At 73.2% G+C, this 26,019-nt stretch carries 21 protein-coding genes; 9 read left to right on the top strand and 12 right to left on the bottom strand.

Annotation, left to right across the window (positions count from 1 at the left end; genetic code table 11):
- Positions 1-128 precede the first annotated feature (128 nt).
- Positions 129-326 carry a hypothetical protein gene (locus ACFVQZ_RS28395; protein ID WP_383627353.1) on the bottom strand — a complete coding sequence of 66 codons (198 nt, stop codon included), beginning with the start codon at positions 324-326 and terminating at the stop codon, positions 129-131.
- Positions 327-580: 254 nt separating this feature from the next.
- Between ACFVQZ_RS28395 and ACFVQZ_RS28400 the strand changes: the two genes are divergently transcribed.
- A complete protein-coding gene (locus ACFVQZ_RS28400) occupies positions 581-2,821 on the top strand; it encodes a glycoside hydrolase family 9 protein (protein WP_383627356.1) in 2,241 nt (746 codons plus the stop codon).
- Here ACFVQZ_RS28400 and ACFVQZ_RS28405 read toward each other — a convergent pair.
- Positions 2,812-3,303 (bottom strand): cupin domain-containing protein, encoded by a 492-nt coding sequence (locus tag ACFVQZ_RS28405; RefSeq protein ID WP_383627359.1) that lies wholly within the window; start codon positions 3,301-3,303, stop codon positions 2,812-2,814. The genes ACFVQZ_RS28400 and ACFVQZ_RS28405 overlap by 10 nt on opposite strands.
- Positions 3,304-3,449: 146 nt before the next feature.
- Between ACFVQZ_RS28405 and ACFVQZ_RS28410 the strand changes: the two genes are divergently transcribed.
- Positions 3,450-4,331, top strand: coding sequence for a LysR family transcriptional regulator (locus tag ACFVQZ_RS28410; protein ID WP_383627362.1), 882 nt, complete (start codon positions 3,450-3,452; stop codon positions 4,329-4,331).
- Between the two features lie 4 nt (positions 4,332-4,335).
- Here the strand turns inward: ACFVQZ_RS28410 and ACFVQZ_RS28415 are convergent, their stop codons facing one another.
- From ACFVQZ_RS28415 to ACFVQZ_RS28430, 4 genes are all read right to left on the bottom strand, one after another.
- Positions 4,336-4,863, bottom strand: coding sequence for an NUDIX hydrolase (locus tag ACFVQZ_RS28415; protein ID WP_030497012.1), 528 nt, complete (start codon positions 4,861-4,863; stop codon positions 4,336-4,338).
- Positions 4,864-5,027: 164 nt separating this feature from the next.
- Positions 5,028-5,396, bottom strand: coding sequence for a BlaI/MecI/CopY family transcriptional regulator (locus tag ACFVQZ_RS28420; RefSeq protein WP_030497011.1), 369 nt, complete (start codon positions 5,394-5,396; stop codon positions 5,028-5,030).
- A gap of 125 nt (positions 5,397-5,521) precedes the next feature.
- Positions 5,522-6,352 carry a cytosine permease gene (locus ACFVQZ_RS28425; protein WP_383627515.1) on the bottom strand — a complete coding sequence of 277 codons (831 nt, stop codon included), beginning with the start codon at positions 6,350-6,352 and terminating at the stop codon, positions 5,522-5,524.
- Entirely contained in the window at positions 6,271-6,984 is a 714-nt protein-coding gene (locus ACFVQZ_RS28430; protein ID WP_383627366.1) for a cytosine permease, read from the bottom strand. Before ACFVQZ_RS28430 ends, ACFVQZ_RS28425 begins: the two co-directional genes overlap by 82 nt.
- A gap of 560 nt (positions 6,985-7,544) precedes the next feature.
- Here ACFVQZ_RS28430 and ACFVQZ_RS28435 point away from each other — a divergent pair.
- From ACFVQZ_RS28435 to ACFVQZ_RS28455, 5 genes are all read left to right on the top strand, one after another.
- Complete coding sequence (locus tag ACFVQZ_RS28435) at positions 7,545-8,954, top strand: family 2B encapsulin nanocompartment shell protein (protein WP_383627369.1); 1,410 nt, start codon at positions 7,545-7,547, stop codon at positions 8,952-8,954.
- A gap of 56 nt (positions 8,955-9,010) precedes the next feature.
- Positions 9,011-10,249, top strand: a complete 1,239-nt coding sequence (locus ACFVQZ_RS28440; RefSeq protein WP_030497008.1) for a family 2 encapsulin nanocompartment cargo protein terpene cyclase — start codon at positions 9,011-9,013, stop codon at positions 10,247-10,249.
- 29 nt (positions 10,250-10,278) lie between these two features.
- Positions 10,279-11,157 (top strand): geranyl diphosphate 2-C-methyltransferase, encoded by an 879-nt coding sequence (locus ACFVQZ_RS28445; protein WP_030497007.1) that lies wholly within the window; start codon positions 10,279-10,281, stop codon positions 11,155-11,157.
- A 189-nt stretch (positions 11,158-11,346) separates the two neighbouring features.
- The gene (locus ACFVQZ_RS28450) at positions 11,347-12,075 is read left to right on the top strand and encodes a helix-turn-helix domain-containing protein (protein WP_051788195.1); all 729 of its coding nucleotides are present in this window, start codon (positions 11,347-11,349) and stop codon (positions 12,073-12,075) included.
- A 148-nt stretch (positions 12,076-12,223) separates the two neighbouring features.
- Complete coding sequence (locus ACFVQZ_RS28455) at positions 12,224-12,694, top strand: hypothetical protein (RefSeq protein ID WP_030497005.1); 471 nt, start codon at positions 12,224-12,226, stop codon at positions 12,692-12,694.
- Positions 12,695-12,758: 64 nt separating this feature from the next.
- Here the strand turns inward: ACFVQZ_RS28455 and ACFVQZ_RS28460 are convergent, their stop codons facing one another.
- From ACFVQZ_RS28460 to ACFVQZ_RS28475, 4 genes are all read right to left on the bottom strand, one after another.
- Positions 12,759-14,201, bottom strand: coding sequence for a GH1 family beta-glucosidase (locus tag ACFVQZ_RS28460; RefSeq protein ID WP_383627375.1), 1,443 nt, complete (start codon positions 14,199-14,201; stop codon positions 12,759-12,761).
- Positions 14,202-14,308: 107 nt separating this feature from the next.
- Positions 14,309-15,223, bottom strand: coding sequence for a carbohydrate ABC transporter permease (locus ACFVQZ_RS28465; protein ID WP_030497003.1), 915 nt, complete (start codon positions 15,221-15,223; stop codon positions 14,309-14,311).
- Between the two features lies 1 nt (position 15,224).
- Positions 15,225-16,235, bottom strand: a complete 1,011-nt coding sequence (locus ACFVQZ_RS28470; RefSeq protein ID WP_383627378.1) for a carbohydrate ABC transporter permease — start codon at positions 16,233-16,235, stop codon at positions 15,225-15,227.
- 91 nt (positions 16,236-16,326) lie between these two features.
- Positions 16,327-17,664 carry an ABC transporter substrate-binding protein gene (locus tag ACFVQZ_RS28475; RefSeq protein ID WP_383627382.1) on the bottom strand — a complete coding sequence of 446 codons (1,338 nt, stop codon included), beginning with the start codon at positions 17,662-17,664 and terminating at the stop codon, positions 16,327-16,329.
- 397 nt (positions 17,665-18,061) lie between these two features.
- Between ACFVQZ_RS28475 and ACFVQZ_RS28480 the strand changes: the two genes are divergently transcribed.
- Positions 18,062-19,108, top strand: coding sequence for a LacI family DNA-binding transcriptional regulator (locus ACFVQZ_RS28480; protein ID WP_036416072.1), 1,047 nt, complete (start codon positions 18,062-18,064; stop codon positions 19,106-19,108).
- A gap of 117 nt (positions 19,109-19,225) precedes the next feature.
- Here the strand turns inward: ACFVQZ_RS28480 and ACFVQZ_RS28485 are convergent, their stop codons facing one another.
- Positions 19,226-20,971: a glycoside hydrolase family 6 protein gene (locus tag ACFVQZ_RS28485; RefSeq protein WP_383627385.1), complete on the bottom strand. Its 1,746-nt coding sequence runs from the start codon at positions 20,969-20,971 to the stop codon at positions 19,226-19,228.
- Between the two features lie 74 nt (positions 20,972-21,045).
- Entirely contained in the window at positions 21,046-22,593 is a 1,548-nt protein-coding gene (locus ACFVQZ_RS28490) for a cellulase family glycosylhydrolase (RefSeq protein ID WP_383627388.1), read from the bottom strand.
- Between the two features lie 341 nt (positions 22,594-22,934).
- Here ACFVQZ_RS28490 and ACFVQZ_RS28495 point away from each other — a divergent pair, with 341 nt between their 5' ends.
- Positions 22,935-25,850 carry a glycoside hydrolase family 48 protein gene (locus ACFVQZ_RS28495; RefSeq protein WP_383627391.1) on the top strand — a complete coding sequence of 972 codons (2,916 nt, stop codon included), beginning with the start codon at positions 22,935-22,937 and terminating at the stop codon, positions 25,848-25,850.
- Positions 25,851-26,019 lie beyond the last annotated feature (169 nt).

Genomic DNA, 26,019 nt, shown 5'->3' on the forward strand with positions numbered 1-26,019 from the left:
GGCCGCTTATTTTTTTAATAACACACCCCCCCGGCCCCCCCCCCCCCCGCGCGGGCCGGGCGCCCCCCCCCCGGGGGCCCCCACGCCGTACCGGCTTCACCCGATCGCGCGCCCGGCGGGGCCGCCGTTCAATGGGCCGCCCCGCCGAACTCCGCGTGCTGGGTGCGGAGCGCGAAGTCGCTCTCGCCCGGGGGCGGTCTGCCCAGGACCCGGCGCCGGGCCAGGGTCCTGGCCTCGCGCATCAGGGTCCGGAACTCCTCGTCCGTGAGCCTGGGCCGGCCGTCCGCCGCCGACGCGGGCGCGCTGCTCCGGGAGTGTCCTCGCACCGTCCTCGCCGCCTTCCGTCCGGGTCGTCGTTCCTGTCCGGCGTCTACCCGCCGGACCCGCCGTCAGCCGTCCCGGGCAGCGTCCGGTCCCCGCGACGGCCCGCCGGCACCGGTGCCGCGCGACCGGAACCGGCCGGCGGCACCCGGTCGCGTCCGGGCCGTTGACGACCCCGCGTCCGGGCCGCCAGGATGGCCACCGCTCCCCTTGGGAGCGCTCCCATGCCCGCTCCGCCACCCCACCGAGGAGCCCGGACGTGAACCGACGCAGAACCGCCCTGCTCTCCCTGACGGCCCTGCTGGCCGCCGGCCTGACCGCGGTGCCCGCCGGGCCCGCGGGCGCCGGCGAGACCGAACGGATCAGGAACGGCACCTTCGACGCGGGCACCGACTCCTGGTGGACCAGCGGCGTCACCGCCGGGACGGACGGCGGCACGCTCTGCGCCGACGTGCCCGGCGGCACCGCGAACCGCTGGGACGCGGCCGTCGGCCAGAACGACCTCGCGCTCGTCAAGGGCGAGTCGTACCGCGTCTCCTTCCGCGCGACCGGCACCCCCGCCGGCCACTCCGTCCGTGCCGTCGTCGGCCTCCAGGTCGCCCCGTACGACGCCTACCACGAGGTCGTCCCGCAGCTCAGCGTCTCCGGCGACACCTACACGTACACCTTCGCCTCACCGGTGGACACCGCCCAGGGCCAGGTCGCCTTCCAGCTCGGCGGCTCCGCCGAACCCTGGCGCTTCTGCCTCGACGACGTCTCGCTGCTCGGCGGCGTGCCCCCGGAGACGTACGAACCCGACACCGGGCCCCGCGTCCGCGTCAACCAGGTCGGCTACCTGCCCCGGGGGCCGAAGAACGCCACCGTCGTCACCGACGCGGCCGAGCCGCTGCCGTGGCGGCTGAAGGACGCGCGCGGCACCGTCGTCGCGCGCGGCACGACCGTCCCGCGCGGCCTCGACCCGTCCTCCGGACAGCGCGTCCACTCCGTCGACTTCGGGCACCACCGCACGCCCGGACGCGGCTTCACGCTCGTCGCCGACGGCGAGACCAGCCACCCCTTCGACATCGCCGCCGACGCCTACGACCGGCTCCGCCTGGACGCCGCGAAGTTCTACTACACCCAGCGCAGCGGCACCCCCATCCGCGACGACCTGCGCCCCGGCTACGGCCGCGCCGCCGGCCACGTCGGCACCGCCCCCAACCAGGGCGACCGCGACGTGCCCTGCCGGCCCGGCGTCTGCTCGTACACCCTCGACGTGACCGGCGGCTGGTACGACGCCGGCGACCACGGCAAGTACGTCGTCAACGGCGGCATCTCCGTCTGGCAGCTGCTCTCCGCCCACGAGCGGTCCCTGCACGCCCGCACCGGCACCCCCGGCGCGTACGGCGACGGCACGCTCGCCCTCCCCGAGAGCGGCAACGGCGTCCCCGACCTCCTCGACGAGGTCCGCTGGGAGCTGGACTTCCTGCTGAAGACGCAGGTCCCGGACGGCGAACCGCTCGCCGGCATGGCCCACCACAAGGTCCACGACGAGCAGTGGACCGGCCTGCCGCTGCTGCCCGCCGACGACCCGCAGAAGCGCGAGCTCCACCCGCCGACCACCGCCGCCACCCTCAACCTCGCCGCGACCGCCGCCCAGGCGGCCCGCCTCTACCAGAAGTACGACCCCCGGTTCGCCGCCACCGCCCTCACCGCCGCCCGCAAGGCGTGGGCCGCCGCCCTCGCCCACCCCGACGTCCTCGCCTCCGAGAGCGACGGCGTCGGCGGCGGCGCCTACCCCGACCGGAACGTCGCCGACGAGTTCTACTGGGCCGCCGCCGAGCTCTACCTCACCACCGGCGAGCGGCAGTTCGAGGACCACGTCCTCACCTCCCCGGTCCACACCGCCGACATCTTCGGACCCGTCGCCTTCGACTGGGCCGCCACCGCCGTCCCCGCCCGCCTCGACCTCGCCACCGTCCCCAGCCGGCTCCCCGGCCGCGACCGCGTCCGCCAGTCCGTCCGGGCCGGCGCCGACCGCTACCTCGCCACCCTCCGCGCCCACCCCTACGGCATGCCGTACGCCCCCGAGGGCCAGCGGTACGACTGGGGCTCCACCCACCAGATCCTCAACAACGCCGCCGTCCTCGCCACCGCCCACGACCTCACCGGCCGCACCGCCTACCGCGACGGCGCCCTCCAGAGCATGGACTACGTCCTCGGCCGCAACGCCCTGAACCTCTCCTACGTCACCGGCTACGGCGAGGCCGCCGCCCAGAACCAGCACAGCCGCTGGTACGCCCACCAGCTCGACCCGAACCTGCCCCGCCCGCCCGCCGGTTCGCTCGCCGGCGGCCCCAACTCCAGCATCCAGGACCCGGTCGCCCAGGCGAAACTCACCGGCTGCACCGGCCAGTTCTGCTACATCGACGACATCCACTCCTGGTCCACCAACGAGATCACCATCAACTGGAACGCCGCCCTGACCTGGATGGCCTCCTACGCGGCCGATCAGGGCTGACCGTCCTCCGGCACGCTCACGAAGTGCACGTCGTACCGGTCCTGTTCGGGCAGGAGCACCGAGAACGGCTCCTGCCCGGACTGGATCCGGCCCAGCGCCCGGAAGTAACCGAACCGGTCGACGCCGGGCGTCAGAACCGCCAGCACGTCCGCCGTCGACCCCCGCACGGCACCGAACGAGTGCGGCACCCCCGGCGGGACGACGACGAGACCGCCCGCCCCCACCCGCGCGGTACGCCCGTCCAGGGTGAACCACATGGTCCCGCCGAGGACGTGGAACAGCTCCGTCGAACGCGCGTGGAAGTGCGGCCGCGCCCCGGTCGCCCCCGCCCCCAGCAGCAGCCGGTTGGCACCGAGCGCCCCTCCCGTGTCCCCGCCGTCCGCGAGCAGCACGAACGCCCCGCCGTGCGGCAGCGGCACCCGCTCCGCGTCCTCCGCCCGCACCACCAGCGCCGCCGCCCGCTCGTCCGCCCGCTGCCCCATCGCCCGTCACTCCCCGGCTCGTTCCGTCGGTGCCTTCCTTCCGGCGCTCCCATTCGATCCCGGGAAGCAACGGGGAACCAGCGGCCGTTGAGCATGGCGGTGATCGCGTTCCGAGATGAATCGCCCCCGGGCGGGAGGGAGCCCCCATGGAACTGCGGCAGCTGCGGTACTTCGTGGCCGTCGCCGAGGAGGGCGGCTTCGGCCGCGCCGCCGCCCGGCTCGGCGTCGCCCAGTCCGCCGTCAGCCGCCAGGTCGGCCGGCTGGAGGAGGAGTGGGGCACCCCGCTCTTCGAGCGGACCACCCGCCGGGTGCGGCTCTCCGGCGCGGGGGAGCGGCTGCTGCCCGAGGCGCGGGCGGTCCTCGCGGCGGCCGGCCGGGCCGCCCGGGTGGCCGCCGACATTGCCGCCGGGGACGACGGGGTGCTGCGCCTCGGCGCCGTCCACGGCCCCGGCGACCGGCTCGACCGGGTCCTCGCCGACCTGACCGCCGGCGCGCCCGGCCTGCGGGTCGAGCTGCGGAGCCTCCCGGTCACGGACCGGCTCGCCGCCGTCCGTACCGGCGAACTCGACGCGGCCCTCGTCCGGGCCGTGGACAGCGCCCCGGGCCTCGCGCTGCTGCCGCTGTGGACGGATCCGCTGTACGCCGCCCTGCCCCGCGACCACCCGCTCGCCACCCGGCCCCGCCTGGAACCGGGGGAACTGGCGGCGCTGCCGCTGCGGCTGGCCCCGCGCGGCGAGAACCCGCCCTTCCACGACCTGGTGACCGGCGCCGTCCGCGCGCCCGCCGGCCCGCCGTTCACCGGCCTGCGCGAGACCCTGACCGCCATCGGCACCGACCCGGAGCCGTCCTGGACGGTCTTCTACGACGTACGCGGCCTCCCGGCGCCGCCCCGGGTCGCCGTCCGCCCGCTGGCCGGCCTCACCGTCACCACCGCGCTCGCCGTCCCGCCGGGACCGCCCACCCCTCGCCTCCGCGCACTGCTGCGGGCCCTGCGCTCGGCGGAGGACCCCCGCCGCCCCGCCGCATGACGCCTCAGCAGCTCCCGGCGCCGGCGTCCGGCGGCGTCTCGTCCCAGTCCCACGTGCCGACGTAGGCGGCCGTGCCCGTGCGCCGGGCCTCCGCGAAGGCGGCGAGGCGGGCGAAGTCCCGCGCCGGCATCAGCGCCCGCCACTCCGGGAGCGGCAGCACGCGGACCTCGTCGTGCTCCGCCGGGTCGAGCACGAGCTCCGCGATCTGCCGGTCGGTGAGCCGCCCGCCGTCGAACACGTACCCGGCGCTCGCCAGCGGCCACGCCGCCCCCGGCAGCCCGAACACGGCCGCGAGCAGCCGCGGCGGCCCCGGCACGACGAGCCCGGTCTCCTCCTCGGTCTCCCGAACGGCGGTCTCCCACGGGCGCTCGCCCGCCTCGGCCGTCCCGCCCGGCAGCTGCCACGGGTGCTCGTCGCTGTACACGGCGTGGAGCTGCACGGGCCGGTCGTCCAGGTCGGTGAAGTACACGGCGCCGAACAGCGTCGCCTTCGGCAGCGTCGCGACGAACTCGTCCACGGGCAGGGGGTGCATGTCGGCCTCCGGGAGACGGCGAGCGAGGGGTTCGCCCGGTCCAACGAGCCACCCCGTCCCGGCGTGCACAGGTGTTTCGGACGTGCCCCGTCACAGCCCCGGCGGCAGCCGGGCCACGCCCGGCGAAAGCAGCGCCGCGCGGCCGGGCACGGCCGGGGCGACGTTCAGGCCCCGGTGCGCCGCTCGGCGGCGCGGAGCGCGGCGCGCAGCGCGTCGAGTTCGCCGGCGTCGAGGTTCTCCACGAACCGGGCGAGGGCGGCCGTCCGGTCCTCGCTGGCGCCGAGGCCGTCCTCCATGAGGGCGGCGGCGTACGCCTCGCGGGTGGCCGCGGCCCGGTAGAACCAGACGCGCCCCTCGCGGGTGCGGGTGAGGTGGCCCTTGTGGAACAGGATGCCGGTCACGGTGGTGACGGTGGTGTAGGCGATGTCGCGGTGCCGGTTGAGGTCGTCGACGACCTCGCGGACGGTGGCGGCGCGCCCCCACCGCCAGAAGCGGTCCATGATCTCCGCTTCCAGCTCCCCGAGCCGACGCATGCGTCCCCGTCCTCTCCGCCGATCCCGGCCGCGACCGGGCACATCGTAGTCGGGCGGCCGGCCCCGGCGGCCGGGGAGCGGGCGCCGCCGGCGCACACGATCACCGCGCGGCTCCGCCCGCCCGGTCAGGCGTCCGCTCCGCCGCCCCGGCGCCGCGCCCCCGGTGTCAGCGCCGCGTACAGCCCGCCCGCCACGACCAGCCCGACGAGCCAGCCGAAGTCGTCCAGCGGCGCCAGGAACGGCAGCGGCGGACCGCCCGCCCCCGGGCCGTCGGAGGAGCCGCCGACCGCCAGCACCCCGCCGACGAGGAACGCCACGACGGCCCGCCAGTTCCAGCCGCCCTCGTACCAGTACGGCCCCCCGGCCCGGTACAGGTCGGCCGGCCGCAGCCGCGTCCCGCGCACGATCCAGTACTCCACGACGAGGATCCCGGAGACCGTGCCGAAGAAGCCCTCGGCCAGGTCCGCCCAGCGCAGCACCGCCTCGTACGCGTCGCCGCTCCGCGCCCACCACGCGACCGCCGTGCCGACGAGGGCCGCGAGCACCGCCGCGCCCCGGAAGCCGAGCCGGGACGGGGCGGTGCTCGACAGGTCGTACCCGGCCGACACCAGGTTCAGCCCGAGGTTGGCGCAGAGCGTCGCGGCGATCAGCATCGCCGCCGCGAGGAGGCTGCCGCCCGGCAGGTCCTCCAGCGCGTGCAGGATCAGCGTGCCGTGGTAGCCGTCCCTCGTGAACCCCGCCAGGGACATCAGCGCCATCGTGTACAGCAGGGTGCCCGTCATCAGGACCGGGAGCAGCAGCCCCACCCCCAGGCGCGAGCGGGTTCCCTCGGCGCGCCGGCCCGGGGACCCCAGGTGCACCAGATCGGGCACGGTCAGCCCGACCGCCGCGAACAGGGCCGTCGCGGAGGCCAGCGCCGGGGCCGCGGCCCCCCAGAAGTCCGCCCCCCAGCCGATCGGCGCGCCGGCTCGGGCAGCACCGGCTCCGTCCCGTGCGCCGACGCCCAGACGAACGCCACCGCGAGACCCGCGACCAGCGCCGGCGCCGCGAGGTCCGCGAACCTGCGCAGCCCGTCCGGCCCCTTCGAGATGATCCACAGCTGGAGCGCCAGGAACACCAGGTACGCGGGGGTGAGGACGCTGTCGCGGTCGGAGTCGAGCAGGCCCCCGGTGAGCATGGACAGGCCCTGGACGCCGAGGTCGGCCTGGAGGCCGAAGAACACGCACGCCGACGCGAACCGCAGCAGCGCCGGCAGCGCGGCCCCCCGCACCCCGAACGCGCTGCGGGCGAAGACGGCGAACGGCAGCCCGTACCGGTCTCCGGCGTGCTCCACCAGGAACGACGGCAGCAGGACGACGATCTGGGCGATCGCGCAGATCAGCAGCGTCTGCGGCCAGGTGAACCGCTCCTGCCCCGGCATCCCCGCCAGCATCAGGTAGGCCAGGCTCCAGGACACGCAGATCCAGATCGCCGCGAAGTCCCACCAGCGCCAGCGGAACTCCCCGGTGTCGTTCGGCAGCAGGTCCCGGTTCGCGAACCTCCGGTCCGGCGCCCCTTCCGCGTACGGGTGCGGGGCCCCGCTCACCACGCCGACCGCCCCGCGCCGCCGCGCCCGGTCCCGCGCGCGTGCCCCGCCCCCATGCGTACCCCCGTACTCGCGGGAACCCCCTTTGTCCCGAGACTTGCATCGTCCCACGAACTCGCGGACGGTGAACGGCAGTTGGCGCGGCGGGCGGGGAGCCCGCGACCCGGCGCGGAACCCGCCCGGGCCTCCGTTGACGCCGCCGGTTGACTTGTGTGACGGCAGCGGCGGGTTGTCAAGCAGGGGGTGCAGGCCTCGGCGTGGCCGGAATGCGTGCCGTCCGATCGGGAGCGCCGCCCGGCCCCGCGCCCGCCACCGGCCCGCATGTCCCCGGCCCGTCCGCGACCGTGGCGGAAAGCCGACGCGGAAGGGGGTAAACCACGCCCTGAACAAGATCACTGCATCGAGGTAATGCCCCTCGTCTCGCCGGGCACGCTCCGCTGACGGGCCGTTACTGTTCCCCGGGTCTGGACGGATGGCCAGGCGCCCTCCCTCCCTTCCCTCCTCGACGGGTCCGGCGTGTCGCCGTGCCCGGTCACCACCCTCGCTAAGGAGACCCCGGTCCGATGACCGTCGACACCAGCCCGGAAGCCCAGGCGGCACTCCCGCAGCAGTCCCTCAGCACCGACGCCGCGCGGAACCTCGCCTCGACCACCAAGTCCGCCCCGCAGATGCAGGAGATCACCTCCCGCTGGCTGCTGCGGATGCTCCCCTGGGTGGAGACCAAGGGCGGCGCCTACCGGGTGAACCGCCGGCTCAGCTACACCGTCGGCGACGGCCGGGTGGAGTTCGTCCAGGACGGCGCCACCGTCCGTGTCATCCCCCGCGAGCTCGGCGAACTCGCCCTGCTGCGCGGCTTCGACGACGACGAGGTGCTCGCCGCGCTCGCCGCCCGCTGCGTCCAGCGCGACTTCTCCGCCGGTGACGTCATCGTCGCCCGCGGCAACGCCGCCGGCGAGATCCACCTCCTCGCCCACGGCCGCATCGCCCAGACCTCCGAGGGTCCCTACGGCGACGACATCACGGTCGCCGTCCTCGGCGACGGCGACCGCTTCGGCGAGAACGCCCTCCTCGACGCCGACGCCACCTGGGACTACACCGCCACCGCCGAGACCGCGGGCACCCTGCTCACCCTCTCCCGCGCCGACTTCGCCACGGTGATGGCCGGCTCCCCGGCCCTCCAGGCCCACATCGACGCGTTCAGCAGCCTCCCCGAGCACGCGCAGAACAAGCACGGCGAGGCCGAGATCGCCATGTCCGCCGGCCACGTCGGCGAGGCCGTCCTCCCCGGCGCCTTCGTGGACTACGAGCTCAAGCCCCGCGAGTACGAGCTCTCCGTCGCGCAGACCGTCCTCAAGATCCACACCCGCGTCGCCGACCTCTACAACGGCCCGCACAACCAGACGGAGGAGCAGCTCCGCCTGACCATCGAGGCCCTGCGCGAGCGCCAGGAGCACGAGCTCGTCAACAACCGCGAGTTCGGCCTCCTGCACAACGCCGACTTCAAGCAGCGCATCCAGACCCACTCCGGCCCGCCCACCCCGGACGACATGGACGAGCTGCTCAGCCGCCGCCGGGGCACCAAGCTGTTCCTCGCCCACCCGCGCACCATCGCCGCCATCGGGCGCGAGTTCAACGCCCGCGGCCTCTACCCGGACCACGTCGACCTCGGCGGCCAGTCCGTCCCCGCCTGGCGCGGCGTCCCGATCCTCCCCTGCAACAAGATCCCGATCACCAAGGAGCAGACCAGCTCCATCATCGCCATGCGTACCGGCGAGGAGAACCAGGGCGTCATCGGCCTCCGCCAGACCGGCATCCCGGAGGAGTACGAGCCCGGCCTCTCCGTCCGCTTCATGGGCATCAACGAGCAGGCGATCATGTCGTACCTGGTCACCACCTACTACTCCGCCGCCGTCCTCGTCCCCGACGCGCTCGGCGTGATGGAGAACGTGCAGATCGCCCGCCGCCGCGACTGACGGCCCCGGCCGTCCCGGCCCCGGGACGGACCACCCCACCCCGCAAGGAGCTACGGATGCCCGACCCCGGGCTCTCCCCCCTGCCGGCACACCTGCCCGCGGCGGCGGCCCGCCTCGGGGCCGACGTCCTCGCCCAGGTCCTCACCGGCCCGGCCGCCGAGGCGCCCGCGCCGGCGGCCGCGCCCCGCTGGACCCCCGGCGGACCCAGCGGACTCGGCACGTCCAGCGTGTCGCTCGCCCGTCCGGCACCGCCCCCGGTGCCGGACGGGGTGCCGGACCCGGCCGCCGCGCCCGCCCCCGCCGCCTCCGCGGCGGAGGGCCGGCCCATCCCCGGCCTCTACTTCCACCCCGTGCCCGACCCCGACCCCGCCCGGGTGGACGAGGTCAGCCGCCGGATCAAGGACTGGGCCGTCGACGAGGTCCAGCTCTACCCGGAGGAGTGGGAGGGCCAGTTCGACGGCTTCTCCGTCGGGCGCTACATGGTGGCCTGCCACCCCGACGCCCCGACCGTCGACCACGTCATGCTCGCCACCCGGCTCATGGTCGCCGAGAACGCCGTCGACGACTGCTACTGCGAGGACCACGGCGGCTCGCCCATCGGCCTCGGCGGACGCCTCCTCATGGCGCACACCGCGCTCGACCCGCTGTACACCACCGCCGAGTACGCGCCTGCGTGGGCCGAGTCGCTCGGCTCGGACGCCCCCCGCCGCGCCTACCGCTCGGCCATGCGGTACTTCACCGCCGCCGCCTCGCCGTCCCAGTCCGACCGCTACCGGCACGACATGGCCCGCCTCCACATGGGCTACCTCGCCGAGGCGGCCTGGGCCGAGACCGGCCACATGCCCGAGGTGTGGGAGTACCTGGCGATGCGCCAGTTCAACAACTTCCGCCCCTGCCCCACCATCACCGACACCGTCGGCGGCTACGAACTGCCGGCGGACCTGCACGCCCGGCCGGAGATGCAGCGGGTCATCGCCCTCGCGGGCAACGCGACGACCATCGTCAACGACCTGTACTCCTACACCAAGGAACTCTCCAGCCCCGGCGTCCACCTCAACCTGCCGGTGGTGCTCGCGGAGCGCGAGAAGCTCTCCGAACGCGACGCCTACCTGAAGGCGATCGAGGTCCACAACGACCTCATGCACGCCTTCGAGGCCGCCGCCGCCGAGGTGGCCGCCGCCTTCCCCGTCCCCACCGTGACGCGCTTCCTCAAGGGCGTCGCCACCTGGGTCGACGGCAACCACTACTGGCACCAGACCAACACCTTCCGCTACAGCCTGCCCGACTTCTGGTAATCGCCTTCCGGCGAGAAATGGACTCCCCTGTGACCACCGAGCTCACCACCACCGACGCCTCCGCGACCATCCCCGGCCCGGCGACGCCCTACCAGGGCGACATCGCCCGCTACTGGAACGCCGAGGCCCGGCCCGTGAACCTGCGCCTCGGTGACGTGGACGGCCTCTACCACCACCACTACGGCATCGGCGCCGTCGACCACGCCTCCCTCGGCACCCCCGAGGACAGCGAGTACGAGAAGAAGCTGATCGCCGAGCTGCACCGGCTGGAGTCCGCCCAGACCGAGCTCCTGCTCGACCACCTCGGCCCGATCACCGCCGCCGACACCCTCGTCGACGCCGGCTGCGGACGCGGCGGATCGAGCGTCATGGCCCACCAGCGCTTCGGCTGCAAGGTCGAGGGCGTCACCCTCTCCTCCACCCAGGCCGAGTTCGGCAACCGGCGCGCCCGCGAGATGGGCATCGACACCCACGTCCGCGCCCAGGTGTGCAACATGCTCGACACCCCCTTCGCCAAGGGCTCCATCGCCGCGTCCTGGAACAACGAGTCCAGCATGTACGTCGACCTCGACGACCTGATGGCCGAGCACTCCCGCTTCCTGAAGGTCGGCGGACGCTACGTCACCATCACCGGCTGCTGGAACCCCAAGTACGGCCAGCCCTCCAAGTGGGTCTCCCAGATCAACGCCCACTTCGAGTGCAACATCCACTCCCGCCGCGAGTACCTGAAGGCCATGGCCGACAACCGGCTCGTGCCCCAGGCCGTCATCGACCTGACCCCCGACACGCTGCCCTACTGGGAGCTGCGCGCCACCTCGTCGCTGGTCACCGGCATCGAGGAGGCGTTCATCGAGTCGTACAAGGACGGCTCCTTCCAGTACGTGCTGATCGCCGCCGACCGCGTCTGATCCCCGCGCGTCCGGCCACCGGGGCCGGGTCCGTCCTCCGCGACGGGCCCGGCTCCCGGCCGTTCCGGCGCGACGCACCGGCGCCGAACCCTTCGGCGGTCCGTCCGGGTCTGCGGCATCGTGGGAGGGCGCCCGGAGCCGTGCCATGGGGGACACCGGCCGGGCCGAGAGACAGGGGGACCAGCACCCATGGACCACGGGACACGTCCGAGACCCGGCGACCCCGCCCCGCCGGCCGCGCACGACCGGCCGGGCCGCGGCCGGGGCGTCCTCGAAGGCGCCTTCGCGCTCCTCGACGCGCTGCGCCGGTGCGGCGACGAGGCCGGCGTCACCGAACTCGCCCTCGCCTGCGGGGTGCCCAAGGGCAGCGCGCACCGGCTGCTCGACCAGCTCGTCGCCCTCGGCGCGGTGGAGCGGCACGGCTCCCGCTACCGCGTCGGACCGCAGCTCTACCGCCTCGGCCAGGGATGGGAGCCGCATCCCGGGCTCCGGTGCGCCGCCCGGCTGCCGGTGCAGGGGCTGCGCGCCGCGACCGGCGCCAGCGTCGTCCTCGCCGTGCTCCGCGAGGACCAGGCCATGGTCGTCGCCTCCGCCCCCGGCGCGCTGGAGCCGCTGGTGCCGGTTCGGAACGGCACCGCGTTCCGGCTCGACACCGCCGCCGGGAAGGCCCTGCGCGGACCGCTCAGGGCCGGTCCGGTCCTCGACCGGGAGGACGTGATGGACGGGGTGTGCTGTGCCGCGTTCCCCGTCCGGGGCCGGGACGGGCGGACCGTCGCCGCGCTCGCCGCGATGGTGCCCGCCGGGCGGCGGCTCGACGCGCTCGGCGAGGCCGTCGCCGCCGCAGGGACCGCGCTCGGCCGGCTGCTGGCCCGCGGCGTGCCGTCCCGCTCCGTGCCGCCCGCCGCGCTCGCCCCCTGAACCGCGCCGCACCCCGCCCCGGCAGCCGTTCCGTTCAGCGGAACGCGCGTAGAACGGGGCGGGGGAGGGGCGGCACAGTAAGGGACGTGCCGGGGGAACGGCACGCAGAACAGGACACCAGAACGCACACCTTCGGGGGAGACACACCATGCGCAAGAACCGGGTCGCACGCGCCGCCGCCACCGCCGTCCTCGGGCTGGCGAGCGTCGCCGCCTTCGCCGGCACCGCCCAGGCCGAGCCGATCGACTACGTGAAGATCGAGCTGTTCGAGCTGCACTGCCAGAAGCACAGCGAGGGCGACCACGACGAGGCGTACCTCAAGATCACCGACGCCAACGGCAACGCCGTCAAGGTCTGGCCGGGCAACGGCATCAGCTACCAGACGATGGGCGCCGGGTATGTCCGCTCCATGGCCGACGGCAACAGCAGCGCCGCCCTCATCCTCGGCCGCGAGCAGGCCCGCACCCTGACCCTCTGGGACAAGGACACCTTCGGCGGCGACGACAAGCTCGGCTCCACCCTGGTCACCGGCAGCGAGGTCGGCGCCGAGACCCAGTGGCGGACCGTCGAGGGCTCCGGCGGCGTCTACGTCATCGGCTACCGGGTCGTCGACATCTGACAGGTTCTCAAGAACGGCTGAGCGCCGTGCCGGTGATCCGGCACGGCCCTCGGCCGCGTGCGGCTCAGACCGCGTCGGGCGCGTGCAGCTCGCCCGAGCGGGCCACCCGCGCGTACCAGCGGGCGCTGGTCTTCGGGGTGCGCCGCAGGGTGTCGTAGTCGACGTGGACCATGCCGAACCGCTTCGCGTAGCCGTACGCCCACTCGAAGTTGTCCAGCAGCGACCACAGGAAGTAGCCGCGGACGTCGATGCCGTCGGCGATCGCCCGGTGCACCTCCGCCAGGTGCGCGTGCACGTAGGCGGTCCGCTCCGGGTCGTGCACCCCGCCGTCCTCGCCGACCACGTCCTCGTACGCGGCGCCGTTCTCGCTGATCACCAGCGGCAGGTCCGGGTACGCCTCCGAGGTCCGGCGCAGCAGGTCGTACAGGCCGGTCGCGTCGACCGGCCAGCCCATCGCGGTCCGCTCGCCGGGCGCCCGGTGGAAGGCCACGGAGTCCGCGCCCGGCCACGGCGAGTGGGCGCTGTCGCCGTGCCCGTCGTCCTGCGGCTTCTCCTCGCCCTCGGCGACGTGCGCCACCAGGGTGGGCGCGTAGTAGTTGATGGCGAGGAAGTCCAGCGGCTGGTGCGCCGTCGCCGTGTCACCGGGCTGCACGAAGGACCAGTCGGTGAGGTGCCGGGTGTCGGCGATCAGGTCCTCCGGGTAGGCGCCCTCCAGCATCGGGCCGAGCCAGACGCGGTTGCCGACGGCGTCGATCCGGCGGGCCGCCTCCAGGTCCTCGGCGGACGTGCTGCGCGCCCGCACCTCGTGCAGGTTGAGCGAGACGGCGATCTGACGGTCCGCCGGCAGCGCGGCGCGCAGCGCCTGCACGGCGAGCCCGTGGCCGAGGTTGAGGTGGTGGGCGGCGCGCAGCGAGGCGACCGGGTCGGTGCGGCCGGGCGCGTGCACCCCGGAGCCGTATCCCAGGAAGGCGGTGCACCACGGCTCGTTGAGCGTGGTCCACCGCTTGACGCGGTCGCCGACGGCGTCGGCGACGATCCCGGCGTACTCGGCGAACCGCTCGGCGGTGGCGCGCTCGGGCCAGCCGCCCGCGTCCTCCAGCTCCTGCGGCAGGTCCCAGTGGTAGAGGGTGAGCGCGGGTTCGATGCCGGCGGCGAGCAGCTCGTCCACCAGCGAGCGGTAGAAGTCCAGGCCCTTCTGGACGGCCGGGCCGCGGCCGGTGGGCTGGACCCGGGACCAGGAGACGGAGAACCGGTAGGCGTTCAGGCCGAGTTCGGCCATGAGGGCGACGTCCTCGCGGTACCGGTGGTAGTGGTCGACGGCCACGTCGCCGGTGTGGCCCTCGAAGACCTTGCCGGGGGTGTGCGAGAAGGTGTCCCAGATGGACGGCGTGCGGCCGTCCTCCCGGGCCGCCCCCTCGATCTGGTAGGCGGCGGTGGCCGCGCCCCAGAGGAAGCCGGAGGGGAACTGGCGGACGGCGGTGAGCGGCCGGGTTTCGGACGCGGTCATAGGAGAGCGCTCCCAACGCGAGGTGAGGGACGGCTCGTCCGGGTCCGGCGGCTGCGGCGGACCCGGACGGAGCCGGGCGGTTGCGGTACGGAGAAGGGGCGGGTCGGTCAGCTCTTGACCGCGCCGGCGGTGATGCCGCCCACGATGTGCTTGCCCAGGAAGGCGAAGACCAGCAGCAGCGGCACGGTGGATATCAGCGCGCCGGTCAGCACGATCGCGTGGTCCACGGTGTGGTTGCCCGCGCCGAGGCCGGCGAGCGCGACCTGGAGGGTCGGGTTGCCGTCCGGGGTGAGGGCGATGAACGGCCAGAAGAAGTCGTTCCACGCCTGCACGAAGACCAGCATGCCGAGCACGGCCATGGCCGGTCGGGCCACCGGGAAGACCACGTGCCAGATGATCCGCAGGCTGTGCGCCCCGTCCATGCGGGCCGCCTCGACCAGCTCGACGGGCAGCGCCTCGATGAGGAACTGGCGCATGAAGAACACGCCGAAGGCCGCGACGAGCGAGGGCAGCACCACGGACTGCAGCTGGTCGAACCAGCCGAGGTCGGTGATGATCTGGTACAGCGGGATGACGCTGAGCTGCGGCGGGATCGTCATGGTGGCGACGACCAGCGACAGCAGCATGCCGCGGCCCTTGAAGGGCAGCTTGGCGAAGGCGAAGCCGGCCAGGGTGGAGAAGAGCACGGTGGACGCGGCCACCAGGCTCGCCACCACGGTGGTGTTGATCAGCGCCTCGCCCATGTCGACCTGGTCCCAGGCGAAGCTGAGGTTGTCGAGCAGCCGGGAGCCGGGCAGCAGCGGCGCCGGGGCCTGGACGACCCGCTCGCCGGTGTGCGAGGCGGCGACCACGTTCCAGTACAGCGGGAACAGCGAGACGACCGTGGCGATCGCGAGCAGCACGTAGGTGAGCGGTCCCGCGTGGTGCTGCCGGCCCGCCGTCTGGCGGAAGCGGCGGCGCGCCGGGCGCTCCCCGGACGTCTTCGGCTCGACGGCCGGGGCGGTGTCGAGGGTGCGGGCCATGTCAGTCCCCCAGCTTCTTGCGGTTGCGGCGGGAGACCAGCGCCTGGATGCCACCGATGAGCAGCAGGAGCGCCAGCATGACCCAGGCGATCGCGGAGGCGGAACCCAGCGCGCCGGTGATCCAGCCCTTTTCGTACATCAGCAGGCTCAGCGTCTGGAACTGGTGGCCGCTGCCGCCGCTGATGCCGACGCTGCCGCCGAAGAGCATCGGCTCGCCGAAGAGCTGGGTGGCGCCGATGGTGGAGACGATGATCGTGAAGAAGATCGTCGGCCGGATGGACGGGATGGTGACGCTGATGAACTGGCGCCAGCGGGAGGCGCCGTCCAGCGACGCGGCCTCGTAGAGGTCCTGCGGCACGGCCTGCATGGCGGCGAGGTAGATGAGCGCGTTGTAGCCGGTCCAGCGCCAGGTGACGATCACGGAGATCGCGATCTGCGCCGGCCACTTGGAGTTGTTCCAGTCGACCGGCCCGATCCCCACCCAGTCGAGCAGGGTGTTGATCATGCCGTAGTCGGTGTTGAAGAGCTGGGCGAAGACCAGCGTCGCCGCCGCGATCGAGGTGGCGTACGGGGCGAGGACGGCGACCCGGAAGAACCCGCGGGCGCGGAGCTTGTAGTTCAGCAGGTGGGCGAGGCCGAGGGCCATCAGCAGCTGCGGGACGGTGGAGATGACCCCGATGGTGAAGGTGTTGAGGAGCGCGTTCCAGAAGAACTCGCTGGTGGCGAGGTCGGTGTAGTTCTCCAGGCCCTTCCACTCGGCGGTGCCGCCGAGTTCGACCCGGTTGAGCGACAGGTAGCCGGTGTAGAGCAGCGGGAAGAGGCCGAAGGCGGCGAAGGTGAGGAAGAAGGGGGCGATGAAGACGTACGGGATCGCCTTGACGTCCCAGCGGTAGAGCCTGCTGCGCCAGCCGCCCGGTGCGGAGGCGCGGCGCCGGCCGCGGGCGGCGGGCGGGGAGGGCGGTGCGGCGGACGGCGGGGTGCCGCCCTGCTCCGCCCGTACGGAGGTGGCCACGGGTGGCGTCCTTCCAGGTCGATGCGTGCGGTGGTGCGGACGGTGCCGGCCCGCCGCCCGTCGGTGGCGGCGGGCCGGCACGGGGTCCCCGCTACTGGTCGATCTTGTCCTCGACCAGCTTCTTGACGTTCTCCCACGCCGTGGCCGGGTCGGTGCCCCGCTGCTCGATGTCGAGGATGCCGTTGTCGGTGAGGAAGGTCTTCACCTGGCCGTCGTAACGGCTGATGACGGCGGGCTGGATGCCGGCGGCGGCCGAGGAGAAGATCTTGCCGACCGGGGTGTCGCCGAAGTAGGGCAGCTTGGCGTTCTGCACCGTGTCGGAGAGGAGGGTGTCCTTGGTGGACGGGATGTTGCCGTTCACCGCGAAGACCTTGGCGTGCTGCTCGGGGGCGGTCAGCCAGGCGGCCAGCTCGGCGGCCTCCTTGGCGTGCTTGCTCGCCTTCGGGACGGCGAGGAAGGAGCCGCCCCAGTTGCCGGCGACCGGCGGCGTGGCGATGTCCCACTTGCCCTGGTTGGCGGGGCCGGCCTGGTCCTTGATGATGCCGGTCATCCAGGACGGGCAGGCGACGGTGGCGAACCGGGAGTTCTTGAAGGCGGCGTTCCAGGTGCCCTTCTCGTCGAACTGGCGGAGCTTGGCGGTGAGTCCGCCCTGGGCCGCCTTGACGCCGAGCTCCCACGCCTTGCGCACGCCGGGGCTGTTCTCCCAGTCGAGCTTGCCGGAGGCGTCGGCGTACTGCACCGGGTCGCTGGAGAGCACCGCGTTGAACAGGCCGCTGGCGGAGTCGTGGAAGGCGGTGCCGGCGGGCGCGTTCTTCTTGTACGTCTCGCCGACCGTGAGGAACTTCGACCAGTCGCCGCTCCAGAGCTTGCCGACCTCCTCGCGGTCGGTGGGCAGCTTGGCCTTGGCGAAGAGGTCCTTGTTGTAGCAGACGGCCATCGGGCCGATGTCGGTGCCGAGGGCGATGACCTTGCCGTCGCCGGTGGTGGCCTGCTTGACCTTCCAGTCGAGGAACTTGGAGGTGTCGGCGCCGCCCTCCTTGCTCAGGTCGACCCACTTGGAGGCCATGGTCGGGCCGGTGGCCTCGGCGATGTAGCCGACCTCGATGGCCTGGATGTCGGCGACGCCGCTGTTCTGGGAGAGGCGCAGCTTCAGGGTGTCCCAGTACTTCTGGCCGTCGGAGACGTTCGACTCCTCGATCTTGATGTTCGGGTGGAGCCGCTCGTACTCGGCGTAGAGCTTCGCGCCGGTCTTGTTGTCGTAACCGAACGAGCCGAAGGTGCCGACCCGCAGCGTGATCTTGCCGCCGTCCTTCCCGGCCTCGTCGTCCGTGTCGCTTCCGCAACCGGTGAGCAGGACCGTGCCGGTGGCCACTGCGGCGACCGCCGCGGCGGCCGTGCGGCGGCCACGTCTGCTGCTGGAAGTGCGCATTCCACTCTCCTCGTCCAAAGGTGGTGCTCGTTGTGCGCCAAGAGGTCCGGCCGGCTGCTCGCGGCTCGGCGGGCCCTGCCGGGACCTGATGCAGGTTCTGCCGGCTCCCTGATGGGAGCGCTCCCACGTCGTTGCCGGAAGGTTGCCGCCGGGGGGGTGGGGGTGTCAAGACATGAACGCGGATTCGTTACCGGAAGGTGTTCGGCGGGTTTCGGGCCGCCTGGACCCGGGTCTTCACGTCATCTCCTGAACGCGCGCGTGGCGCGGCGGCGATCTCGTGCTCTAGTGTGGGAGCGCTCCCATCCCGGTGCGGCCCCCATGGGCCCCTGCCCGTCGGCGTGCCCGCTCCGCCGGTCCGGAAGGGCCCCGCCCCGCCGCGGCCCTGGTGAGCGGCACGATGTCCGACGAGGGGAGTACGGCGACGGTGAACGGACGGCAGAGCAGCAGACCCACCCTGGAACAGGTCGCGGCCCGCGCCGGGGTCGGCCGGGGCACCGTCTCCCGCGTCATCAACGGCTCCCCGCGCGTCAGCGAGCGGACCCGCGCCGCCGTGGCGCGGGCCGTCGCCGAACTCGGCTACGTCCCCAACCAGGCCGCCCGCGCCCTCGCCGGCAGCCGCACGGACGCGGTCGCCCTCGTCATCCCCGAGGCCGAGGCCCGGCTCTTCGCCGAGCCGTACTTCCTCGACCTCATCCGCGGCGTCAGCGCCGGACTGGCCGAGGCCGACAAGCAGCTGCTGCTCACCCTGGTCCGCAGCGAGCAGGAGCGGCAGCGCTTCGAGCAGTACCTCGCCGCCCAGCGCGTCGACGGCGTGCTCCTCGCCTCCGTGCACGGCGACGACCCGCTCCCCGACCGGGTCCGCGAACTCGGCATCCCGGTCGTCATGAACGGCCGCCGCTCCGAGGCCGAACCCGTCCCGTACGTGGACTCCGACAACATCGGCGCCGGCCGCGCCGCCGTCGCCCACCTGGTGGCCCGCGGCAGGCAGCGCGTCGCCACCATCACCGGCCCGCTGGACATGTACGTGGCCAGGGCGCGGCTCGGCGGCTACCGGGCCGGTCTCGCGGAGGCGGGCCACGCCCCGGACGAGGGCCTGGTGGCGGCCGGCGACTTCACCGAGGAGGGCGGCCGGGCGGCCATGCGCGAGCTGCTGGCGCGCCGGCCCGGCCTGGACGCGGTCTTCGTCGCCTCCGACGTGATGGCCGCGGGCGCGCGCGCCGCCCTGCGCGAGGCGGGCCGCCGCACCCCGGAGGACGTGGCCCTCGTCGGCGTCGACGACTCGCCGGTGGCCCGGCTGATGGACCCGCCGCTGACGAGCGTGCGCCAGCCCACGGAGCGGATGGGCCGCACGATGGCGAGCATGCTGCTCCAGGAGGTCGCGGGCACCCCGCAGGACCCCCGCCAGGTCTTCCCGACGGAGCTGGTGGTCCGGGGCTCCTGCTGAGCCGCCGGGCGGGCACGACGGATCGGCCGGGCGGGACCCCTGGGGGTTCCGCCCGGCCGTCTCAGGTGCGCCGTGCCCCGCGCCCGGTCCGCCGGGTCCGGGCGCGGGGCGTGCGGGCTACAGCGCCGGGTGGGCGTTCTTCATGAGCTCCTGGAACTGGGCCGAGAACCACTTGCCCGCCAGGGGCGCGTCCGGGAGGGCGCCGGACATGCTGTTGCCGTTGCGGACGTTGCCCGTGTAGGTCGGGTCGCACATGCGGTCGAAGCCCTTGCCCTCGTCGTTCGGGATCTCCTTCGACGCGCCGTCGGACTCGCCCGGGGGCTTCATCCAGACGTACGCGTCGATGCCGGCGGCCGGGGCGGCCTGGGGCCGCTCGCCGAGACCCGCCCCGGCCTGGTTGCACCAGTTGCCGAGGTGGAAGCGGCGGTCGTACCGCCCGCCGTTGACGTAGGTGTCGACGCTGGTCAGGGCGCCGGGGCCGGTGGGACGCGCGGTGCCGCCCCAGCCGTTGCGGGAGGTGTCGATGAGCATGCCGAGGCTGCTGTCGAAGCCGAGCGAGACGAGCTTGGCGCGCATCGCCTGGGCGTAGGAGAGCTCGTCGGTGTACTGGTTCCAGTCGATCCACTTCGACGTGCGCACGGAGGTGCCGTTGACGCTGTCGGTGATCTTGAAGTGGTCCTCCTTCAGCGCGCTGTAGTTGGCGGTGTTCACGATGAAGCCGTGGACGTTGGCGACCGTGGAGCCCTCGGCGGTGGCCGCCTGCTTGAACAGTTCGGCGGACGGGCCGAAGTTGGAGTCCCAGCCGAGCCAGCCGTGGTGGCCGGCGTCGACGTAGTTGTAGACGTTCGGGATGGCGCCGAGCTTGTTGAGCGCGTAGCCGACGCCCTTGATGTAGTTGCCGTTCGCCTTCATGACGTCGCAGTTGGCGGTCGCCGTGTCACGTCCGGAGACGTTGGTGACGAGATTCGGCAGCGAGTCGATCTCGACCGTGGTGACGATCCGCAGGCCGGCGTACTTCGAGTCCGCGAGGATCGCCGCGATCGGGTCGATGTACGCGGTCTTGTAGCGGTCGATCTCCGTCGGGCCCAGCTCGCCGTTGGAGGCGAGCGCGGCGCAGTCGCGGCCGGGCAGGTTGTAGACGACCAGCTGGACGACGAGCTCGCCGGAGCCCTTCTGCTTCAGGGCCTCGTCGAGGTGGGCGCGCAGGCCCATGCCGCCGTTCACCCCGTCGATGGCGGCGATGCGATCCAGCCAGACGCCGGTCGGCTGGTTCGAGATCCGGGTGCCGCCCGGCTCGGCGGCGGCCTTCGCGGACCACTCGGGGTTCACGTACACCTTGGCGCCGGCGTACGGGTTGTCCGCCTTCTGGCCGGGCGGCGGCGTCGTGGGCGGGGTGGTGGGCGGCGTCGTCGGGGGTGTGGTGGGCGGGTCGGTCGGCTGCGTGGCGGTGTTGCAGGTGACGCCGTTCAGCTTGAACGTGGCCGGGACGGCGTTGGTGCCGCTGTAGGAGCCGTTGAAGCCGAAGGAGGTCGAACCGCCGGTCGCGAGCGTGCCGTTGTACGAGACGTTCTTGGCGGTCACGGTGGCGCCGGACTGGGTGAGGGTGGCGTTCCAGCCCTGGGTGACCTGCTGGTTGCCGGCGTAGCTCCACTCCAGCGTCCACGCGGTCAGCGGGTCGCCGGTGTTGGTGACGACGACGTTGGCGCCGAAGCCGGTGCTCCACTGGTTGGTGACGGTGTAGTCGACCTTGCAGCCGGGGGTGGCGGCGCCGGCGGTGGCGGTGCCGAACACCGTGGCGGTGGCTCCGGTCGCGGTGATCAGGCCGAGGGCCGCCAGGAGGGCGGTGCGGCTGGTGCGGCTCATGGGGATGGGGGTTCCTTTCGGGGTGGGGTGCGGGGGATCCGCGGGAGGTCCGGTACGGACGGGGCGGACGGACGTCACGGGGTGACCGCGCGCAGGTGGTCGCGCAGCCCGATGCCGAACGCGGTGGGTGTGCCGTCGTACGCACTGATCAGCGCGGGACCGGAAGCGCAGTTCCAGGTGTTCCAGGTCCAGCCCAGGTACGACAGCCCGCGGTCGTCGAACCACTTCATGACGCGGTCGATGAACGCGTGTCCGCAGGTGTTCTCGCCGATCTCGCCGGCCAGCAGGGGGACCTGCGCGGCGACGGGGGCGAGGGTGTCGTTCCAGCACGTCTCGGTGGAGCAGATGTTGAAGTTGTAGACGTGCCAGGCGGCGGCCAGATTCGCCGCCGGGTCCGTGGGGCGGTACGTCAGCCACTGGCTGAGGTCGTTGGCGTACGCGAGGCCCGGGACGAGGATCAGGTTCCTCGCGCCCGTGGCGCGGACCGCGTCCACCAGGTCCTGCATGCCGGCGACCTCGTACCCGATGCCGGGGCAGGTGCCGCCGTCGCGCCAGCAGGTCCACGCCTGGGTCGCGGTGGAGGTCGCCCGGTCCGGGTAGGGCTCGTTGAAGAGGTCGAAGACGACCCGTTCGTCGTGCTTGAAGGTGTCGGCGACCGAGGTCCAGAACGCCGGGGTGTACCGGGCGTTGGGCATCGGCTTCTGGCAGGAGGCGTGCACGTCGGCGCAGCCGGCGGAGTTGCCGGTGTACTGGCCGTGGCTCCAGTGCAGTTCGACGACCGGGGTCATGCCGTGGGCGAGGACCTTGGCCACCAGGTCCTTCACGGCGTTCACGTAGTTCGCGCCCCGGTACTCGGGCTTGATGTTGTCCAGGCCGAGCCAGCACTCCTCGTTGAGGGGGATGCGGACCGTGTTGGCCTTCCAGCCGGCGATCGCCTTGACGGAGGCGTCGTCGGCCGGGCCGTCCCAGATGCCGTGCCCCTGGACGCACATGAACTCGCCGCCGGAGCGGTTGACGCCGAGCAGCCGGCGGACCGCGCCGTTCTGGTCGGTGAACGTGTTGCCGGTGACGGAGAGTTCGGGGGCGCCGGAGACGGGGGTCGGCGGCGTGGTCGGGGGAGTCGTCGGGGGTGTGGTGGGCGGTGTGGTGGGCGGAGTCGTCGGGGGTGTGGTGGGAGGAGTCGTGGGCGGGGTGGTCGGCCCGGCCGTGTCGCAGGCCGTGCCACCGAGGGTGAAGGCGGTGGGGGCGGTGTTGGCCGCCGTCCAGGAGGCGACGAAGCCCGTCGTCACCTTGGCGCCGGTGTCCAGCCGGCCGTTCCAGCTCTCGTTCGCGACGGTGACGGCGGCGCCGGACTGCGTCCACCTGCCGCCCCAGCCCTGGCTGACCCGCTGGCCGGCCGGGAAGGAGAAGCCGAGGCTCCAGCCGTCCAGCGCGGTGCTGTGGTTGGTGACGGTGACGGCACCCTGGAAGCCTCCGGACCACTGGTTCGTGACCGAGTACTCCACGGTACAGACGGGTGCGGCCGCGGCTCCTGAGGCCGTACCCACGACGGCGAGCGCGGTGCTCGCCGCCGTGACCGCTGCTCCGGCGAGCAGCGCGGTGAGACGTGGGGGATGGCGCATGAGCGAGTCCTCACGGCGAGGGCACGCGTCCTGCGGCGTGCCGACGGGATGGAATCGCTCCCACTGGTCGGGCAGACCGTAGCGGCAACAGCCGCCAAGGAAAAGAGGAGTTGGGTAAATTCCTCGGCACCCGCCTTCGACTCTTCACGCATCTTGACGTGGTTGCGTCACGCTTGCACAGTGGGAGCGCTCCCACTGGTTCAGGGCTTGTTCCCATGCCCTCCCCGTACCGCCGAGCACCGCCTCCGCGCAGGTCGACCACCGCGCGAGCACCGCCCCGCACCTCCCCGTACGGCCGCTCTTCGCACACCCCACACCCGAGCCGCGAGGAGATCCACCGCATGCCACGCCTGAGACCACGCCGTCCGCGCCGGCACCTGACCGCGCTGACCGCCGCGCTCGCCCTCCCCCTCGGCCTCCTGGCCGCCGGCGCCGGCGCCGCCACCGCGCAGGCCGCCGCCGTGCAGTGCAGCGTCGACTACAAGACGAACGACTGGGGCTCCGGCTTCACCGCCGAGCTCACCCTGACCAACCGGGGAACCGCCGCCCTGAACGGCTGGACGCTCACCTACTCCCACACCGGTGACCAGAAGCTCACCAACGGCTGGAACGGCGTCTGGTCCCAGTCCGGCAAGAACGTCACGGTCACCAACGCCGGCTGGAACGGCACCGTCGCCCCCGGCGCCGCCGTCACCACCGGCGGTCAGTTCACCTACACCGGCACCAACGCCGCGCCGGCGGACTTCGCCGTCAACGGCACCCGGTGCGCCGGCGCCCACCAGCCGCCCGTCGCCGTCCTCACCAGCCCCGCCGCGGGCGCCGTCTACACCGAGGGCACCGCCGTCCCGCTCGCCGCCACGGCCGCCGCGGCCGACGGCGCCACCGTCGACAAGGTCGAGTTCTACAGCGACACCACCCTGCTGGGCACCGACACCACCGCGCCGTTCACCCACAGCGCGGCCGGTCTCGCGGCCGGCGCCCACTCGCTCTACGCGAAGGCGTACGACAGCCAGGGCGCCTCCGCCGAGTCCGCGCCGGTCGGCATCACCGTGGCCGCCGGGCCCGCGCTCGTCGCCGCCCCCGGGCAGCTGGCGGTCCGCCAGGGCTCCTCCGGCACCTTCGACCTGAAGCTGTCCACGGCCCCGGCGGCGAACGTCACGGTCACGGTGGCCCGCGCCTCGGGCAACACGAACCTGACGGCCTCCCCGGCCACCCTCACCTTCACCCCGGCGAACTGGAACACCGCCCAGAAGGTGACCGTCTCCGCGGGCGCCACCGGCACCGGCGTCGCCGTCTTCGCCGCGACCGCCCCCGGCCACGCCAAGGCCGAGGTCCAGGTCACGCAGCTCGCCGCGGACTCCACGTACGACGCCCGCTTCCTCGACCTGTACGGGAAGATCACCAACCCGGCCAACGGCTACTTCTCGCCCGAGGGCATCCCGTACCACTCGGTCGAGACGCTGATCGTCGAGGCCCCCGACCACGGGCACGAGACGACCTCGGAGGCGTACAGCTACCTGATCTGGCTCCAGGCCATGTACGGCAAGATCACCGGCGACTGGACCAAGTTCAACGGCGCGTGGGACACCATGGAGAAGTTCATGATCCCCACCCGCGCCGACCAGCCCACGAACTCCTCCTACAACGCCTCGAAGCCGGCCACCTACGCCCCCGAGTGGGACCTCCCCTCGCAGTACCCGGCCCGCCTCGACGCCGGCGTCACCTCCGGCTCCGACCCGATCGCGGCCGAGCTGAAGAGCGCCTACGGCACCGACGACATCTACGGCATGCACTGGATCCAGGACGTCGACAACGTCTACGGCTTCGGCAACGAGCCCGGGAAGTGCTCCGCCGGACCGGCGGCGGCCGGCCCCTCGTACATCAACACCTTCCAGCGCGGCCCGCAGGAGTCCGTCTGGGAGACGGTCACCCACCCGACCTGCGACAACTTCACCTACGGCGGGAAGAACGGCTACCTCGACCTCTTCACCGGGGACGCCTCCTACGCCAAGCAGTGGAAGTTCACCAACGCCCCCGACGCCGACGCCCGCGCCATCCAGGCCGCCTACTGGGCCGACCTGTGGGCCAAGGAGCAGGGCAAGGGCGCCCAGGTCGCCGCCACCATCGGCAAGGCCGCCAAGATGGGCGACTACCTGCGGTACGCCATGTTCGACAAGTACTTCAAGAAGATCGGGAACTGCGTCGGCCCGGTCGCCTGCCCGGCCGGCACCGGCAAGGACAGCGCGCACTACCTGATGTCCTGGTACTACGCCTGGGGCGGTGCCGTCGACACCTCGGCCGGCTGGTCGTGGCGGATCGGCTCCAGCCACAACCACAGCGGCTACCAGAACCCGCTCGCGGCCTACGCGCTCAGCGAGTACGCCCCGCTCAAGCCCAAGTCGGCCACCGGACAGGCGGACTGGGCGACCAGCCTCGACCGGCAGCTGGAGTTCTACCGCTGGCTCCAGTCCAGCGAGGGCGCCATCGCGGGCGGCGCCACCAACAGCTGGCAGGGCCGCTACGCCACCCCGCCGGCCGGCACCCCCACCTTCTACGGCATGTACTACGACGAGAAGCCCGTCTACCACGACCCGGCGTCGAACCAGTGGTTCGGCTTCCAGGCGTGGTCCATGGAGCGGGTCGCCGAGTACTACCAGCAGACCGGGAACGCCGAGGCGAAGACCGTCCTCGACAAGTGGGTCACCTGGGCGCTGTCGAAGACCACGGTCAACCCCGACGGCACCTTCCGCATCCCGTCCACCCTCCAGTGGTCCGGCGCCCCGGACACCTGGAACCCGGCGAACCCCGGCGCCAACACCGGCCTGCACGTCACCGTCGCCGACTACACCAACGACGTCGGTGTGGCCGCCGCCTACGCCAAGACCCTCACCTACTACGCGGCCAAGTCCGGCCACGCGGAGGCCAAGCGGGTCGCCAAGGCCCTCCTCGACGGCATGTGGGAGCACCACCAGGACCCGCTGGGCATCGCCGTGGAGGAGACCCGCGCCGACTACAGCCGCTTCGACGACCCGGTGCACGTGCCGACCGGCTGGACCGGCGTGATGCCGAACGGCGACGCGGTGAACTCCGCCTCCACCTTCGCCTCGATCCGCTCCTTCTACCAGGACGACCCGGCCTGGCCGAAGATCGAGGCGTACCTGGCGGGCGGCGCCGCCCCCGTCTTCACCTACCACCGGTTCTGGGCCCAGGCGGACATCGCCCTGGCCATGGGCTCGTACGCGGAGCTGCTCGAATAACAGCCCGCCCCGCGCGAGCGGGCTCCGCGTACGACGAGGCCGGGCGGTCCCCCAGAAGGGCCCGCCCGGCCTCCGGCCGTAGGATGCCGCTGACCACCGCCGCCGTGCCCGCGCACGGCGGCGCCACGGCACCCCGGGGGGAACACTTCATGGACGCGTACGACGTGCC

Source organism: Streptomyces sp. NPDC057854 (assembly GCF_042797055.1).
Lineage (GTDB): Bacteria > Actinomycetota > Actinomycetes > Streptomycetales > Streptomycetaceae > Streptomyces.